The organism is Campylobacter sp. JMF_04 NA10 (assembly GCF_027737655.1).
Taxonomy (GTDB): domain Bacteria; phylum Campylobacterota; class Campylobacteria; order Campylobacterales; family Campylobacteraceae; genus Campylobacter_B.
The window spans coordinates 537,074-551,940 of sequence record NZ_JAOVTZ010000001.1 but is presented as its reverse complement, the minus strand read 5'-3'; the positions used below and the strand labels follow the sequence as shown (position 1 = coordinate 551,940).

Annotated in this window: 13 protein-coding genes; 7 read left to right on the top strand and 6 right to left on the bottom strand. The window is 41.9% G+C overall.

Going from position 1 to position 14,867, the window contains the following annotated elements:
- Together OFO12_RS02930 and OFO12_RS02925 are read left to right on the top strand one after the other, a co-directional pair.
- Positions 1 to 479 (top strand): hypothetical protein (locus OFO12_RS02930; RefSeq protein ID WP_270869395.1); only part of this gene is annotated, 479 nt, incomplete at its 5' end.
- Between the two features lie 281 nt (positions 480 to 760).
- Positions 761 to 1,213, top strand: coding sequence for a type II secretion system protein (locus OFO12_RS02925; RefSeq protein ID WP_270862674.1), 453 nt, complete (start codon positions 761 to 763; stop codon positions 1,211 to 1,213).
- 58 nt (positions 1,214 to 1,271) lie between these two features.
- On the opposite strand, the gene OFO12_RS02920 is transcribed toward OFO12_RS02925, so the two are convergent.
- A complete protein-coding gene (locus tag OFO12_RS02920; protein WP_270858608.1) occupies positions 1,272 to 2,078 on the bottom strand; it encodes a transporter substrate-binding domain-containing protein in 807 nt (268 codons plus the stop codon).
- A 225-nt stretch (positions 2,079 to 2,303) separates the two neighbouring features.
- On the opposite strand from OFO12_RS02920, the gene OFO12_RS02915 reads away from it, so the two are divergent.
- Positions 2,304 to 3,302, top strand: a complete 999-nt coding sequence (locus OFO12_RS02915; RefSeq protein WP_270869394.1) for a putative transporter — start codon at positions 2,304 to 2,306, stop codon at positions 3,300 to 3,302.
- A gap of 1 nt (position 3,303) precedes the next feature.
- Positions 3,304 to 4,440, top strand: a complete 1,137-nt coding sequence (locus tag OFO12_RS02910) for an Mbeg1-like protein (RefSeq protein ID WP_270869393.1) — start codon at positions 3,304 to 3,306, stop codon at positions 4,438 to 4,440.
- A 78-nt stretch (positions 4,441 to 4,518) separates the two neighbouring features.
- On the opposite strand, the gene OFO12_RS02905 is transcribed toward OFO12_RS02910, so the two are convergent.
- Both OFO12_RS02905 and purB read right to left on the bottom strand, forming a co-directional pair.
- On the bottom strand, positions 4,519 to 6,894 hold the full coding sequence (locus tag OFO12_RS02905) for a ribonucleoside-diphosphate reductase subunit alpha (RefSeq protein WP_270869392.1): 2,376 nt from the start codon (positions 6,892 to 6,894) through the stop codon (positions 4,519 to 4,521).
- Between the two features lie 185 nt (positions 6,895 to 7,079).
- Positions 7,080 to 8,408, bottom strand: coding sequence for an adenylosuccinate lyase (gene purB / locus OFO12_RS02900; protein WP_270869391.1), 1,329 nt, complete (start codon positions 8,406 to 8,408; stop codon positions 7,080 to 7,082).
- 70 nt (positions 8,409 to 8,478) lie between these two features.
- Here purB and OFO12_RS02895 point away from each other — a divergent pair, with 70 nt between their 5' ends.
- Positions 8,479 to 9,384 (top strand): RluA family pseudouridine synthase, encoded by a 906-nt coding sequence (locus tag OFO12_RS02895; RefSeq protein ID WP_270869390.1) that lies wholly within the window; start codon positions 8,479 to 8,481, stop codon positions 9,382 to 9,384.
- Between the two features lie 216 nt (positions 9,385 to 9,600).
- Here OFO12_RS02895 and rlmN read toward each other — a convergent pair whose 3' ends face one another.
- The 3 genes from rlmN to hisF are packed head-to-tail and all read right to left on the bottom strand — an operon-like array spanning position 9,601 to position 11,935.
- The gene (rlmN, locus tag OFO12_RS02890) at positions 9,601 to 10,668 is read right to left on the bottom strand and encodes a 23S rRNA (adenine(2503)-C(2))-methyltransferase RlmN (protein ID WP_270869389.1); all 1,068 of its coding nucleotides are present in this window, start codon (positions 10,666 to 10,668) and stop codon (positions 9,601 to 9,603) included.
- Positions 10,665 to 11,180: a purine-nucleoside phosphorylase gene (locus OFO12_RS02885; RefSeq protein ID WP_270869388.1), complete on the bottom strand. Its 516-nt coding sequence runs from the start codon at positions 11,178 to 11,180 to the stop codon at positions 10,665 to 10,667. The genes rlmN and OFO12_RS02885 overlap by 4 nt, the downstream gene beginning before the upstream one ends.
- Positions 11,177 to 11,935, bottom strand: a complete 759-nt coding sequence (gene hisF / locus OFO12_RS02880; RefSeq protein WP_270869387.1) for an imidazole glycerol phosphate synthase subunit HisF — start codon at positions 11,933 to 11,935, stop codon at positions 11,177 to 11,179. The genes OFO12_RS02885 and hisF overlap by 4 nt, the downstream gene beginning before the upstream one ends.
- A gap of 87 nt (positions 11,936 to 12,022) precedes the next feature.
- Between hisF and rsmA the strand changes: the two genes are divergently transcribed.
- Together rsmA and OFO12_RS02870 are read left to right on the top strand one after the other, a co-directional pair.
- Positions 12,023 to 12,826 (top strand): 16S rRNA (adenine(1518)-N(6)/adenine(1519)-N(6))-dimethyltransferase RsmA, encoded by an 804-nt coding sequence (gene rsmA / locus OFO12_RS02875; RefSeq protein WP_270869386.1) that lies wholly within the window; start codon positions 12,023 to 12,025, stop codon positions 12,824 to 12,826.
- Complete coding sequence (locus tag OFO12_RS02870) at positions 12,807 to 14,861, top strand: ribonuclease J (protein WP_270867863.1); 2,055 nt, start codon at positions 12,807 to 12,809, stop codon at positions 14,859 to 14,861. Before rsmA ends, OFO12_RS02870 begins: the two co-directional genes overlap by 20 nt.
- Positions 14,862 to 14,867 lie beyond the last annotated feature (6 nt).

Here is a 14,867-nt window from a genome sequence, read left to right as displayed (position 1 = left end):
GCATTAGCAAATACTATGATTGGGGCATAGACTCTACATACTATGCTGTGCATGTAGGCGGTGGCAAAATCGTCCCACTAAGCGAAAGCAACGATTTGGATTTTTATGCTAGATATTTCTATACCCATATCGACGCAGCCGATATCAAAATAGATGGCGCGGATACTCACTTCGACGCCCTACAATCACACAAGATTAGGGCTGGCTTGCAAGATAACTTCAAAATAGATGAGCATAATAAATTCTTCGTTGGCCTTGCCGGCGAATATGAGTTTAGCTCAGAAGCAGGAGGACGATTTATCGTGCCAAATGGTAGCACAGGCGAGATACTAAGCCCAGATCTAAAAGGCCTAACAGGAATTGGCGAAATCGGCTATCAATACAAAACCGAAACGCTTAAATTCGACGCTGGCGTAAAAGGCTATGTGGGCAAACAAGAAGGTGTAAGCGCACAAATGGCGCTTAGCATTGCGTTTTAGTTAAATTTGATTGCTTCGTGGCAGGGAAACCTGCCACAACCTTAATAATTTAAAATTTCAAACGCTAAATTTGGCAAAATTTAAAATTTTGTCAAATTTGTCATTGCGAGGAGCTGTTTTACAGCGACGAAGCAATCCAGTAAAATTTAGAGAGAATTTAAGAATTGAAATTTATATAAATTTCCCTGGATTGCTTCGCTTTCTACGAAAGCTCGCAATGACAGCTAAATTTACAAATTTCATCATTAAATGCTATACTCGAAAAAACAAAAGGAAATCCTATGAAAAAAGCATTTAGTATGGTTGAGCTTGTTTTTGTGATTGTGATTGTTGGGATTTTGGTTGGCGTTGCGCTTCCGCGCTTACAAGCTTCGAGAGATGATGCCTTGGTCGTGGCTGCCAAAAACGACCTAAAAACCGCACTTAGCGATGTCATCGCCTATAATCTCACGCAGGGGCGGTATTCGACCAATATCAAGGACATGACGAGCGTGGATTTTAAAAACAGCGTTTTTCGCGTGAAAAAGCGGGATTGTTTGAAGTTTATTTTCCACGGCATGAGCGTTATGGAGGTGCGGATTGACCGCGCTGGGCTGTGTGGGAGAGTGCTAGAAGGCTCTGCGGTCGAACCATACCTCAAAATGGACGCAGGAGAGCTCAAACACAGCGATAGCGTATCATACATACCGCTGGATAGTTCGACGATTTCGGCGATAAATGGAGCGAAATTTTAGTGGGATTTGCAAATTTTAAAATTTAATGTAGAATTTTGGGCAAAATTTGCCCAAAATTTTAGAAAAACGATTTATAAACATTGTCGAGTAGGAAGTATTTTTTATCAATCGTGCCCTTGTAAAACGGCTCGAATGTCTCGTTATAGGCTTTTGTGAAAAATCCCTCTTTGCTTAGAGCAATGATTTGCTCGTTTAAAAATTCAAGCAAACTTGTGTTTCCTTTTTGGATTGCGATTGATAGAAAAACGGTGTTGCCAAGGTTTGAGAGTTTGACCTCCATTGTAGGGTCAAAAATCGGATAAGCATAGACAAAAAGGTTGTTATTGACATAGCCGTCAAGTTCGCCATTTTTGACTTTTTTATAGCAATCGACGCTGTCGTTGCAATAAGTGATAGGAATCCCCTCTTTATTCAAAAATGCTTCGCCTGTGGTTTTAAGCAATGCGCCGATTTTTTTGCCTTTTAAATCCAAGACAGATTTGATGTCGCTACCTTTTCTGGTGAGAAGACCCAAATTTACAGTAAAATACGGAGCCGTGAAGTCAGCTAAATGGGCGCGCTCTGGCGTTACAGACACAGCGGCAACTATCATATCGGCTTTATTTTCTTGTAAAAGCGGAAAACGCACATCGTTGGTAACGCCCATGAGGCTTATGTGACCTTGTTTCTCGCCAAAAATCCTTTTTGCCAAAATTTCGGCAAGCTCAACCTCGAACCCCTCGAATTTACCATTGACAAGCTCGCCAAATGGCGGTTCAGCGTCATACACGCCGATACGGATTTCACCTCGCGCTCTAATCTCATCGAGCGAATACGAAAATGCGCTTGTCGCAAGGACAGCCAAAGCCAAAAGAAACTTTTTCATGGTATTTCCTTTTTGTAGTTTTGCGCAAATCTGCGCCTGGCAAATTGAAATTTGCAACTTTTGCGGGGGGGGATTTACTCCTTTTTGATATTTTATCGCAAAGAGTAGCGAAAATTTAATTAAAATTTAATAATGTAGATTACAAATTTAATTTAAATTTTACAAAAATTCCAAAATTTAATAAATTTCAGTAAAATCACGGATTAAATTTCACAAAGGCAGGTAATGTTTTCATCGTTTTTTAAAAGCAAAAAATGGCGAATTTTGGCTTGGGGCGGACTAATTTTTATACTCGGTATTAATTTATTTCAAACCATTTTAAATGTCAAATTTAACGAGTGGTATAGGGCGTTTTATGATATGGGTGGCGAGATCGACAAGCACACGATTGACGAGTTTTATGAGGCTATGCTTTTGTTTTTGTGGCTTGCGATGTGGTTTATAACAGCGGCAGTTTCGGAGCGCTATATCACGCGCGTATGGGTGCTAAAATGGCGCGAGGCGATGACATTTTCATACATTGGCTTTTGGCGTAGGGTAGAGCGCGACATCGAGGGTAGCTCACAGCGTATCCAAGAGGACATTTATCGTTTTACCAAAACCCTCGAAGATGTTGGCATGCGAATTGTCTATGCTTTTATGACGCTATTTGCGTTTATTCCGATTTTATGGGGGCTAAGTAGCGGGATAAATTTGCCCTTTATCAAGGATATTCCGGGCTCTCTTGTTTGGATTGCGCTAGCTGTGAGCGTGGGCGGGCTTGGCGTGTCGTGGTTCGTGGGACGCTATCTGCCACGCCTAGAATACAACAACCAAAAAGTCGAAGCAGCCTTTCGAAAAGAGCTAGTTTTTGCCGAGGAGGATAAGCAAAATTACGGAAGCGAGGAGAAGCTCATTTCGCTTTTTGACAAGCTTAAATTTAACTACCACAAGCTCTTTTTGCACTATTTGTATTTCGATACTTGGCTTCACACTTACTCGCAAATCCTTATCATCGTGCCATATCTCATCATGGGGCCAGGGCTTTTTACTAAGGTAATCACGCTTGGCGTGCTAATCCAAACGGCAAATGCCTTTAACAAAGTGCGCCAAAGTTTTAGCGTATTTACGGAGAACTGGACGACGATAACCGAACTTCGCTCGATCCACATGAGGCTTAGCGAGTTTGAGAAAAACATAGGATATGATCCAAAACTAGCCTTGCAGGCTGAATTTAGGGCGTAAAATGGCGAATATCAACGACTATCTTTTTTGGCGCGGGGATTTGAAATTTAGCGAGCATAAATTTAACGAGCTAGACGCGCTTGTTTTGGCGCGATTTTCGTATTTGCCGTTTCATAAAATTTCACTTTGTAGTGGCGGAAATTTGGGTGAAATTTGCGAAAATTTGGCGAATTTAAGCGATGATGAGTTTTTGTGGGAGGGCGATAAAACACTCGCGCTAAATTTAGCCCAAAGCGCGCGTTTTGGGGACTTGCGCGTAAGCGATATAGAGCGAGATAACGACAAAGAGGCAATCAGGCAGTTTGGCGCGCTGTGTATTCATTTGGGCGTGGAAGAAATTTTCGTATCGTTTATCGGCACGGATAATTCGATTTTGGGCTGGCAAGAGGACTTTAACATGGCGTTTTTAAAAGAGCTTCCTTGCCAAATCTCGGGGCTTAAATATCTAGAAAAAATCGCGCAAAAATATCCGCATGCGCGGTTGAAAATTGGCGGACACTCAAAGGGCGGAAATGTGGCGATTTACTCGGCGCTTAGGGCAAATCCTGGCGTGCATGGTCGCATAGTAAAGGTCTATAACTACGACGGACCGGGGTTTTTGCCGGAATTTTACGAGCAAAATTTGAGTGGCGAAATTTTATCAAAAATCCAAACCTATATCCCAAATGAGAGCATTATCGGAAATCTGCTAAGCCATAAAGAGAGCATAAAAATCGTGCAATCAAGCGCCAAACTTGTCTTTGCGCACGATATTTTTAGCTGGGAGGTGGGCAGGGAGGATTTTATCTACGCCGAGAATCTTAGCAATTCGAGCAAGATTATCGATAAGACTTTGAGCGATTTTATGCAAAATACTACCGCCACTCAGCGCAAAATCGCAATCGAGGCGGTTTTTGAGCTATTTAATGCCACCAGCCTCGATACCTTCGCGCAAATCCCGCATAACCTGCCACTCGCGGTGCCTCAAATTTTGCAAAAATACAAAACGGTTGCAAAAGATGATAAAAAAATGATAGCAAATATGCTTTTGCAAATCGCCTCTGCTTACCTCGAAAATCTCGCCAAGCACACGAACGATAAAATCAAGGATAAAAGGCAGTCTTACAAAGATAAATTCAAGGAAAAATGGCAAATTTAGGGGCTAAAATTTAGTGAAATTTGGGCTAAATTTGGCGAAATTTTAAAATTTCGCCAAAAGGTAAAATTTAATTGTGTATTATTGGCAACCTTCGCACTCTATACTTCTATCTGCAACATCATTATTAAAATTATCCGTCGATGGGCTTTCGCTTCTTAGATAATATGTCGATTTAATGCCAAGCTCCCACGCAAGGGTGTAAATGTCATTTAGCACCTTGCCACTAGCCTTATCAAGCGTGATGAAAATATTTAGGCTTTGACCTTGATCTATCCATTTTTGGCGGATTGCACCTGCTTTTATAAGCAGTCGCTGGTCTAGCTCGTATGCCGGAACATAGGCTTGCCAAGTATCGGGGCTTAGATTTGGCACGACCACAGGAATCATACCGCTTAGGTTGTGTTCGAACCATTTGCGTTTATAAACAGGCTCGATAGTCTGCGTTGTGCCTACTAAAATCGAAATCGATGAAGTCGGCGCAATCGCCATTAAATAGCCATTTCTCATGCCGTCTTTTTTGACTTTTGCGCGTAAAGCGTCCCAGTCGCAAGAATTATCTTCAAAAAGTCCCCCGCGACCGACTAGTTTTTTGGCGTTTTCGTTTGCTAAATCGATTGGGAAAATTCCTTGCGACCATTTTGAGCCGTCGAATTCAGGGTATTTGCCCTTTTCGAGAGCTAAATTTGATGAAGCGTAAATGGCGTTGTAGCTTATGTTTTCCATGATTTTATCGATTGTCTCAAAATGCTCGTAACTACCCCAAATAATGCCTTTTTCGGCAAGCATTTGCGCTTCGCCCATAACGCCTAAGCCTATGGCGCGAGAGCGTAAATTCGTGCGTTTTACCTTTGCGTGTGGGTAAAAATTTAGCTCGATTACATTATCTAGCATTCGCACGGCGATTGGCACGACGCGTTTTATGTCATCAGGCGTGTGAATTTTGCTTAAATTCAGACTTGCGAGATTACAAACTGCCGTTGCGCCTTCATCTACGCCCTTTTCGACGATGAAAATGTCTTTGCCGTTTATCGTATCAAGTGCCGTGATTTTTTTGGCTTTTTTGGTGATTTTACCATTTACGAGCACTTCTTCGTTTTCTTCAAAAAGCTCTTCGCTTCCGTCAGCGTAAATCACTTTTGTTTTGTAGTGATTTGGCTGTGTATTTTGGAAAATTTCGGTGCATAAATTTGAGCTTCGAATTAGCCCTTTGTGCGAATTTGGATTTACCCTGTTTGCGTTATCTTTAAAGCACAAAAACGGCATTCCTGTCTCAAAATAGCTTGTTAATATCTTTTTCCAAAGCTCTTTTGCCATAACGGTTGATTTTGCGATATTTTCATCGTTTTCATACTCTATATATTTTTTCTCAAATTCTTCGCCCCAAACATCGCAAAGATCGCTTACATCGACAGGGTCAAAAAGCGTCCATTTTTCGTTATTTGCTAAGCGTTTCATAAAAAGATCGTTTATCCAAAGAGCCGGGAAAATTTCGTGTGCTCTGCGGCGTTCTTCGCCTGAGTTTTTACGCAAATCCAAAAAGTCGTTTATATCCATGTGCCACGGCTCGATATACACGGCGATTGCACCTTTTCTAGTGCCTAGTTGATCCACAGCCACGGCTATGTCGTTTGTGATTTTTAGGAAAGGTATTATGCCACCTGCGGCGTTTTTATGCCCGTCGATACTACCGCCCATGGCGCGGACTTTGCACCAGTCCCAGCCGATACCGCCGCCAAATTTTGATAAAAGCGCCATTTCTTTATAGCTATCAAAAATTCCTTCGATATTATCTGGCGTGCTTCCTACATAACAGCTTGAAAGCTGGTGTCGTGTAGTTCTAGCGTTTGAGAGTGTCGGAGTGGCAAGCATGACTTCAAATTTGCTTATTAAATCGTAGAATTTTTTCGCCCAGCCTTGGCTGTCTAGCTCGTTTTGCGCCAAAAACATAGCAATCGCCATAAACATGTGTTGTGGAAGCTCAATCGGCTTTGCTTGTCTGTCTTTTATGAGATAGCGATCATAAAGCGTTTTAATGCCAAGATAGGTAAATTGCAAATCGCGCTCTGGCTTAATGTAGGCGTCTAGGTCGTCTAGGTCGTATTTTTCTTTTAGCCCTAGCATGATGCGACCCTCGCTCTCACCGCGCTCGAAGTAGGTTTGAAGCGATTGATAGCCGGTGAAGCCAGATACTTTGTGATACAAATCATAAAGGAAAAGTCGCGCTGCCACAAATGTCCAGTTTGGGCGGTCTATGTCGATTTTATCGACGGCGGTTTTGATAAGGGTTTGCTGAATTTCCTCCGTGGTAATCATATCGCGAAACTGAATTTTCGCATCGACTTCCAGCTCGCTAAGGCTGACATTTTCAAGCCCTGCTACCGCGTCCCCAGTGAATTTTTTGATTTTTGAAATATCGAGTTCTTCGGTTCTACCGTTGCGTTTAATTACTTTCATTTTTGCGTCCGTTTCTAAGAAAAAATAATTGTGCGATTGTATCTTTTTAAAGCTTATGATTTAAGAAAATTTATCAAAATTTAGCTTCGAAGTTTTGCTAAATTTTAAGTTAAATTATTATGGGAAAATTTGGCTATTTTTTGATTTTATGACAGAAAATTTAGCCCAAAATGGGCTAAATTTATTTACCCAAACACACGGGCGAAAATCTTATCCACATTTTTTGTGTAATATCCATAATCAAAACACGCTCGTATTTCGTCTTCGCTCAAAGCTTTTCGCAAGTCTTCGTCGGCTAGTAAATTTTGCAGATACAAACTAGCTCCGTTTTCATCGATAGCTTTTTTGCCTTCTTGCAAGTCAGCCCAAACTTTCATCGCGTTTCTTTGCACGATTTTGTAGGCTTCTTCACGCGACAGCCCCTTTTTAGGAAGTTCCAGCAAAACTCTTTGCGAAAAAACTAATCCGCCTGTTAAATTTAGATTTTTCATCATATTTTCAGGATAAACGACCAAATTTTCAATCAAATTTGCAAGGCGATTTAGCATAAAATCCGCCGTCACAAAGCCATCTGGCAGTATAAATCTCTCAACCGAACTATGACTAATATCTCTTTCGTGCCACAAAGCGACATTTTCCATAGCAGGGATCGCATAGCTTCGCAAAACCCTGCAAAGCCCCGTTACATTTTCGCTAAGCACCGGATTTCGTTTGTGTGGCATTGCCGAGCTTCCTTTTTGACCAGGGCTAAAATACTCTTCACACTCATAAACTTCGGTTCTTTGGTAGTGGCGGATTGCCACGGCGATTTTCTCGCAAGATGAAGCTAAAATCGCTAGTGCGTTCATTACTTGTGCGTAGCGATCTCTTTGTATGACTTGGTTTGACGCTGGGGCTGGTTTTAAGCCTAGATTTTGGCAAACCAGCTCTTCAAGCTCTAATGGAGCGTGGGCGAAATTTCCCATTGCGCCGCTGATTTGACCCACACTTATGACGCCATAAGCGTGTTTTATAAGCTCTAATGCGCGGTTAATTTCATCGTGCCAAATCGCTAAAACTAAGCCAAAAGTTATCGGTTCGCCGTGAATTCCGTGGCTTCTGCCGACCATAAGGGTATTTTTGTGCTTCATCGCTTGGTTTTTTATCGCTGATTTTAGCGTTTCAATGTCTGCGATAATCAAATCCAAGCTATCTTTTATCTGCAACGCCACAGCCGTATCGATACAATCGCTACTTGTCATACCATAATGCACAAATCTGCTCTCTTCGCCCAAGCTCTCGCTCACGCTAGTTAAAAACGCAATCACATCGTGCTTTGTCGTTTTTTCGATTTCGTCTATGCGTTCGACGCTAAATTTGGCGTTTTTGCAGATTTTTTCGCAATCGCTATCTGGGATAAAGCCGAGTTTGTTCCATGCCTTGACTGCGGCTAGTTCCACTTTTAGCCAAGCGTCGTATTTGGCAAACTGCGTCCATTTGTCTTTCATAATTTTTCGTGCGTATCGCTCTACCATTTTTGTGCCTTTATTTGAAATTTGATATAATCCAAAATTATATTAAAAAAGGGCTGAAAAGTTAGTTAATATGGCGTATGAGAAATTTAGTTTAGGTAAATTTGCAGGTCGGCGAATTTTTGAGATTTTGCTGGGTTTGGGCTATGATATGAAAGGCGCTCAAAGGCTGTGTGATAAGGGCAGGGTGCTGGATTTTAACGGCGTGGTTTTGGCAAAAAACAGCGTGGCAAATGGCGAAATATTTTTGATAGATTATAAATGTGAGCCAAAGGGAGCGCGCGCGATTTTTGAAACGGACGAATTCGCCGTTTTTGACAAACCTAGCGGAGTGCTTTCTCACCCAAACGGCAGGCACTGCAAATACTCGCTTTATGATGAAATTTGGGCGACTTACGGGCGGTCGGCGGCGGTCGTGCATAGGCTCGATAAAGAAACAAGCGGCGTAATACTGGTCGCAAAAAATTTGGCTAGTTTAAATGCGCTAAAAATGCTTTTTGAAAATAGGGCGGTGAAAAAATCATACTTTGCTTTGGTGAGCGGGCGAGTGGAGCGAGATTTTGTGATAGACGAGCCGATTGGCGAGAGTTTAGAAACTGATGAAGTGGCGATAAAAATGCGAATTTGCGAAAACGGCAAAAAGGCGATAACTGAGATTTATCCGATAGAATATTTTAGCGAATTTAATGCGACTTTGGTTCGAGCCGTCCCACTTACCGGAAGACAGCATCAAATTCGTTTGCATTTGTTTCATGTGAAACACAAAATTTTAGGCGACCCGCTTTACGGGACTGACACGGCGACTTTCGAAGCGATTTTGGACGAGAAATTAAGCGTGTGTGAGTGGATAAATTTAACAGGAGCTTCTAGGCTTTGCCTACATGCAGCGAATTTGAGTTTTGATTTTAACGGACAAATTTATGATATTCAAACAAAGGCTGATTTTAAAAGTGAGTTTTTGAAAGCGTTAAAATTTTAAAAAAATCTTGTAAAAAATACAAGCCGTTAAAATTTACACCTATTCGAAAATTTCAAATTTTATTAAATTGTAAATTTCGGCGCAGTGTTTCGGAGTTGCGCTAGCGAAATTTTAAAATTTGGTAAAATTTACTCTTTTTTTTCATTTAAAACTACATAAAAAATTCCACAAATGCCGATTATAGCGACGATTGCGATAAAAACTACTTCAATTATATCAAGGGCGGTCATTTTTACTTCTTTCTTTGAGCTGTCCGCACGCAGCACTTATGTCAAGCCCCTTGCTTTGGCGAATCGTGCAGGTTACACCATGCGCGCTGAGATAATCTTGGAATTTTACCATATTTTCAGTGCTTGGGCGGAGATACGGGCTTCCTTCGTGCGGGTTAAAATATATCAAATTTACCTTTGCTTTTATGCCGTGAAGTAGCTTTACAAGGGTTTTTGCGTCATTTAAGCTATCATTTACGCCGCCCATGACAAGGTATTCAAACATCACTCGTTTTCGCATATCTATGGGGAAATTTCGCACAGCGTCCATAACCGAAGCTATGTTGTAGGCTTTGTTTATCGGCATTAGCTTAGCTCTTAGCTCGTCGGTTACGGCGTGAAGCGAAATGGCTAGTAAAACGCCCAAATCCATTTCGCCAAGCTTTTTTATCTGCGCAGCTAGACCGCTCGTGCTGATAGTCTGACGACGCGGAGCAATCGCTAATCCGTCATTTTCTTTTAGAATTTGCACAGCTTTTGAGACATTTGCTAGGTTGTCAAGTGGTTCGCCCATGCCCATATATACGACATTTACGCGTCTTTCGTAAGGGATTTGGTTTGCGATTTTTATGTATAAAATTTGCCCGACGATTTCACCTGCTGTGAGATTTCGCACAAATCCGCCTTTGGCAGTTAGGCAAAACGCACAGCCCATTTTGCAACCTACTTGCGAACTAACGCAGATTGTGTATCTTGCATGGCGTGAAATTTTGCCGTTTTCATCGGCGACTTCGTCTTTCATAGGAAGCAAAACGCTTTCTATGGTTTTGCCGTCTTTTAGCTCGAAAAGATATTTTTTGCTTCCGTCGATACTTTCTTCGCATTTTACGCGTTTTACGGGGTCTAAATAGAAATTTTCGCTTAAATTTGCTCTTAATTCCTTTGGTAAATTTAGCATTTCATCGAAATTTTTAACACCTTTTTTGTAAATCCACTCGTAAATTTGCTTGGCTCTAAATTTTGGCGTTACAAGCTCGGATAGTTCATCAAGTGTGAAATCTAGGATATTTTTCAAATTATTCCTTTTTGTTTTAAGTAATTTTCTAAAATTTCTTTGGCTTTTGCGTGATTTTTCAAAAAATCTGCGTGTGCGTTTTGGTTGCAAAAATTCGTCGCGACGAAAATTCCGCGAGCTGGGATTTTGAAACTTTCGGCGACTTTGACGACAGAGTAAAATTCCATATTTTCGATTTTGTAGCCGAGTGTGGCGAATTTTTGCGCGCAAATTTCATCTGTGGTGATGAAATTTGATGAGTTACAAAATGTTTCATATGAAACATTTGGGTCAAAAATCGGGCTGTATGAATAGCCTAAAATCTCGGAAATTTCGTGGTTTGTGGCCGTTTCGCATTCGAAAATATCAAAAATTTTACCTTCATTATACAGACCGCAACTCCCTACAAACAAAATTTCGCTATGTTTTTCGCTTGCTAAAATTTTGGTTAAATTGATAGCACAATCCACGAGCCCCACGCCGACAGCGCGCGCGAAGCCGAATTCTTCGCCATTTCCTGCGCACACTATCAACTTCGAATCCTTATGCCGTTTTTCAAAAGATAGGCTTTTAAATCTTTGATTTTTATCTCGCCGAAGTGAAAAATGCTTGCCGCTAGTGCCGCGTCTGCCCCGCACTCAAAGGCTTCTTTGATATGCTCCATATTTCCTGCACCGCCACTTGCGATGACGGGGATTTTTAGCATTTTGCTAATTTTGCCCGTAACTTCTAAATCAAAGCCGTTTTTGGTGCCGTCGCAGTCCATGGAAGTGAGCAAAATCTCCCCCGCGCCGCGGTTTTGCACTTCCTCTGCCCACGCATAAGCGTCCAGTCCAGTGTCTTCTCTGCCACCTTTGACAAAGACATTGTAGCCCTCACCAGTTCGTTTGACATCGATTGCCACGACGACGCATTGAGAGCCAAATTTTTTCGCTGCTTCGTCGATTAAACTTGGATTTGCGATGGCTGATGAGTTTAGGCTGACTTTGTCGCAACCCACATCCAAAAGTCGCGAAATATCGTCGATTTTGCGGATTCCGCCACCCACGGTTAGCGGGATAAAAAGCTGTTTTGCCACGCTTTCGACCACATGCACGATAGTGTCGCGATTCTCAAAACTAGCCGTAATATCTAAAAAACAAAGCTCGTCTGCACCCTCGTCGTTATAGCGTTTTGCGATTTCGACAGGATCGCCTGCGTCGCGTAAATTTACGAAATTTACGCCCTTTACCACGCGCCCGTTTTGCACATCTAGGCATGGAATTATTCGTTTTGCAAATGTTTTCAAAATTTTGCCCTTTAAAATTTTTGTAAATTTTAGCCAAATTTCGCTTATATAACCATTTTATAAGTAAAAATTGGATAAAATCTCTCGATGATAGTTGCAAAGAAAAAATTCGGACAAAATTTTCTAAAAGATAGTTTGATTTTAGACAAAATTATCCAATCGATTCCCAAAAATGCTGAAAATATCGTAGAAATTGGGCCTGGCTTGGGTGATTTAACTCGTAGTCTTTTAAAGAGTTATAAAGTAAAAAGTTTCGAAATTGATAATGATTTATATCAGATTTTGTGCCAAAATTTCGCCACAGAGATAAAAAACCGCGATTTGGAGCTGGTTTTGGGCGATGTTTTGGAAATTTGGGAAAATTCTCTTAGCGAAAAACCATATTTTTTGGTTGCGAATTTGCCGTATTATATCGCGACAAATATAATCCTGCGAGCCATTGAAGATCCACTGTGTGAGGGTTTGGTTGTAATGGTGCAAAAAGAGGTCGCGCAGAAATTTTGCGCAGTTTCTGGGAAGCGGGAATTTGGCGCGATTTCGGTTTTGGCTAGCCTTTGTGGCGGGGCGCAGTATCTTTTCGAGGTGCCTCCACACGCTTTCGAGCCAGCTCCGAAGGTCATTTCAGCCGTGATGAGGATAGAAAAGACGCGTAATTCTTTCCAAAGCGTGGAGCAAAAGCACGATTTTGAGGCGTTTTTGAGAGTGTGTTTCGCCTCTCCTAGAAAAACACTAGCCAAAAATCTAAGCGCAATCGCGCCCAAATCAGATATAACCCAAATTTTCGAAGAACTAGAAATTTTTGAAAACACAAGACCGCACGAGTTAAATTTCGCCTTATTTTTAGATATTTTTAAAAAATTAAAGGTGAAAAATGGAAGAGAAAAAAACTAACAACCAAGCGCAAAACTCTGATTTTACAGGCCCTGAGCGCTTAAAAAAGGTAAATAGACGCCGCAGACACAGGGAAAATTTAAAAAAATCGTTTGATGAGAGCAAAAATCAAAAAGACGAGCAAAAAACCCCAGCAAACGAAAACAAAAAAAATAAAAAATCAAAAAGCGAAAAAGCGCAAAATCTATCCAGCGAAACAGCCGTGCAAAGCCCAAATTCAGAGGAGGGCGCTAAAAAGAAAAAACGCTCCAAACGCAAGACAAATATGCCAAAAAGCCTAACCGGTACCGAGCCGTGGCATGTGGCTATGGACGAGGCAATCGCGGCGAATAAGGCTATGCACGAAGCAAGGCTCTATCCGCTAAAAAATGCAAATTCTAGTGAAACTATCCGCATAACTCCGCTTGGCGGACTTGGCGAGATTGGCGCGAATATGACGATTTTCGAGACCGCTACGAGCGCGATTATCGTCGATGTGGGTATGAGTTTCCCTGATGATAATATGCCCGGCGTGGATATTTTGATTCCCGATTTTAGCTATGTTCGCAAGATTGCTGATAAAGTCAAAGGTATCATCATCACGCACGCGCACGAGGATCACATCGGCGCAATGCCATATTTTTTCAAGGAATTTCAATTCCCAATCTACGCTACGCCGTTGCCTTTGGGTATGATTTCAAACAAATTTGAAGAGCATGGCTTAAAGGCGGAGCGAAGCTATTTCCGCCCAGTGCAAAAGCGCAAAATTTACAAAATCGGCGATTTTGAGGTCGAATTTATCCACATAACGCACTCGATTATCGACGCTAGCGCGCTTGCGATTACCACAAAGGCCGGCACGATTATCCACACGGGCGATTTCAAAATCGACCACACCCCAATCGACGGCTATCCGACCGATTTAAACCGCTTGGCGCATTATGGCGATCGTGGCGTAATGCTACTGATGAGCGATAGCACGAATTCTCACAGAGACGGCATTACTAAATCCGAAAATTCGGTAGGTAGGACATTTGACGGTATTTTTGCTAGCTCGAAAGGGCGCGTGATTATGAGCACATTTAGCTCGAATATCCACCGCGTCTATCAGGCGATCGAGCGTGGTGTGAAATACGGCCGCAAGGTCTGCGTGATAGGGCGAAGTATGGAGCGAAACCTATTTACGGCAATGGAGCTAGGCTATGTCGAGCTTGATCGTAAAATTTTCATCGATCCAGATGAGGTCAGCAAATACCCTGACAATGAGGTTTTAATCGTAACCACAGGCTCTCAGGGCGAGACTATGAGCGCGCTGTATCGCATGGCCACAGACGAGCATAAATATATAAAAATCAAACCAACAGATCAGGTTATCATTTCGGCAAAGGCGATTCCAGGCAACGAAAACAGCGTCTCAACAGTGCTCAATTTCTTGCTAAAAAGTGGCGCAAAGGTGGCGTATCAGGATTTCAGCGAAATCCATGTCAGCGGACACGCTGCCCAAGAGGAGCAAAAACTAATGCTTCGCCTAATCAAGCCGAAATTTTTCCTACCTGTTCATGGCGAGTATAACCACATAGTCAAACACCGCGAAACTGCGATAGAATGCGGGATTGATGAGAAAAATATCTATTTGATGAACGACGGCGATCAAATGGAGATTTGCGAAAAATACCTAAAACGGGTCAAAACCGTCAAAACTGGTAAGGTTTTCATTGACAATCAAATCAATAAGCAAATTTCCGATGAAATCGTAAAACACAGGCAAAATTTGGCCGACGCTGGCGTGGCTGTAATCATCGCTCAAATCGACAAAACAGCCAAAAAGCTTATCAAATCTCGCGTTATTACCTACGGGCTTGTCGCAGAGTCACAGACATCTGCATTTACCAAGGATATGGAGGGCTTAATCGAGCAGTTTTTGGCGAATATGAAAACCGAAATTTTGCTTGATAACCGCGTGTTAGAGTCGCAAATTCGCCAGGCCGTGCGAAAGCATATTTTTAGAAAAACGAAAAAATATCCGACAATCGTGCCGGTTATTTACCTAATGTAAGGGGCA

Coding starts and splice junctions, on each gene's coding strand:
- OFO12_RS02895 (WP_270869390.1), top strand. CDS start 8,479: ATGGCGTATGAGAAATTTAGTTTAGGTAAATTTGCAGGTCGGCGAATT.
- OFO12_RS02870 (WP_270867863.1), top strand. CDS start 12,807: ATGGAAGAGAAAAAAACTAACAACCAAGCGCAAAACTCTGATTTTACA.
- OFO12_RS02925 (WP_270862674.1), top strand. CDS start 761: ATGAAAAAAGCATTTAGTATGGTTGAGCTTGTTTTTGTGATTGTGATT.
- purB (WP_270869391.1), bottom strand. CDS start 8,408: ATGGTAGAGCGATACGCACGAAAAATTATGAAAGACAAATGGACGCAG.
- rsmA (WP_270869386.1), top strand. CDS start 12,023: ATGATAGTTGCAAAGAAAAAATTCGGACAAAATTTTCTAAAAGATAGT.
- OFO12_RS02915 (WP_270869394.1), top strand. CDS start 2,304: ATGTTTTCATCGTTTTTTAAAAGCAAAAAATGGCGAATTTTGGCTTGG.
- OFO12_RS02920 (WP_270858608.1), bottom strand. CDS start 2,078: ATGAAAAAGTTTCTTTTGGCTTTGGCTGTCCTTGCGACAAGCGCATTT.
- OFO12_RS02910 (WP_270869393.1), top strand. CDS start 3,304: ATGGCGAATATCAACGACTATCTTTTTTGGCGCGGGGATTTGAAATTT.
- OFO12_RS02905 (WP_270869392.1), bottom strand. CDS start 6,894: ATGAAAGTAATTAAACGCAACGGTAGAACCGAAGAACTCGATATTTCA.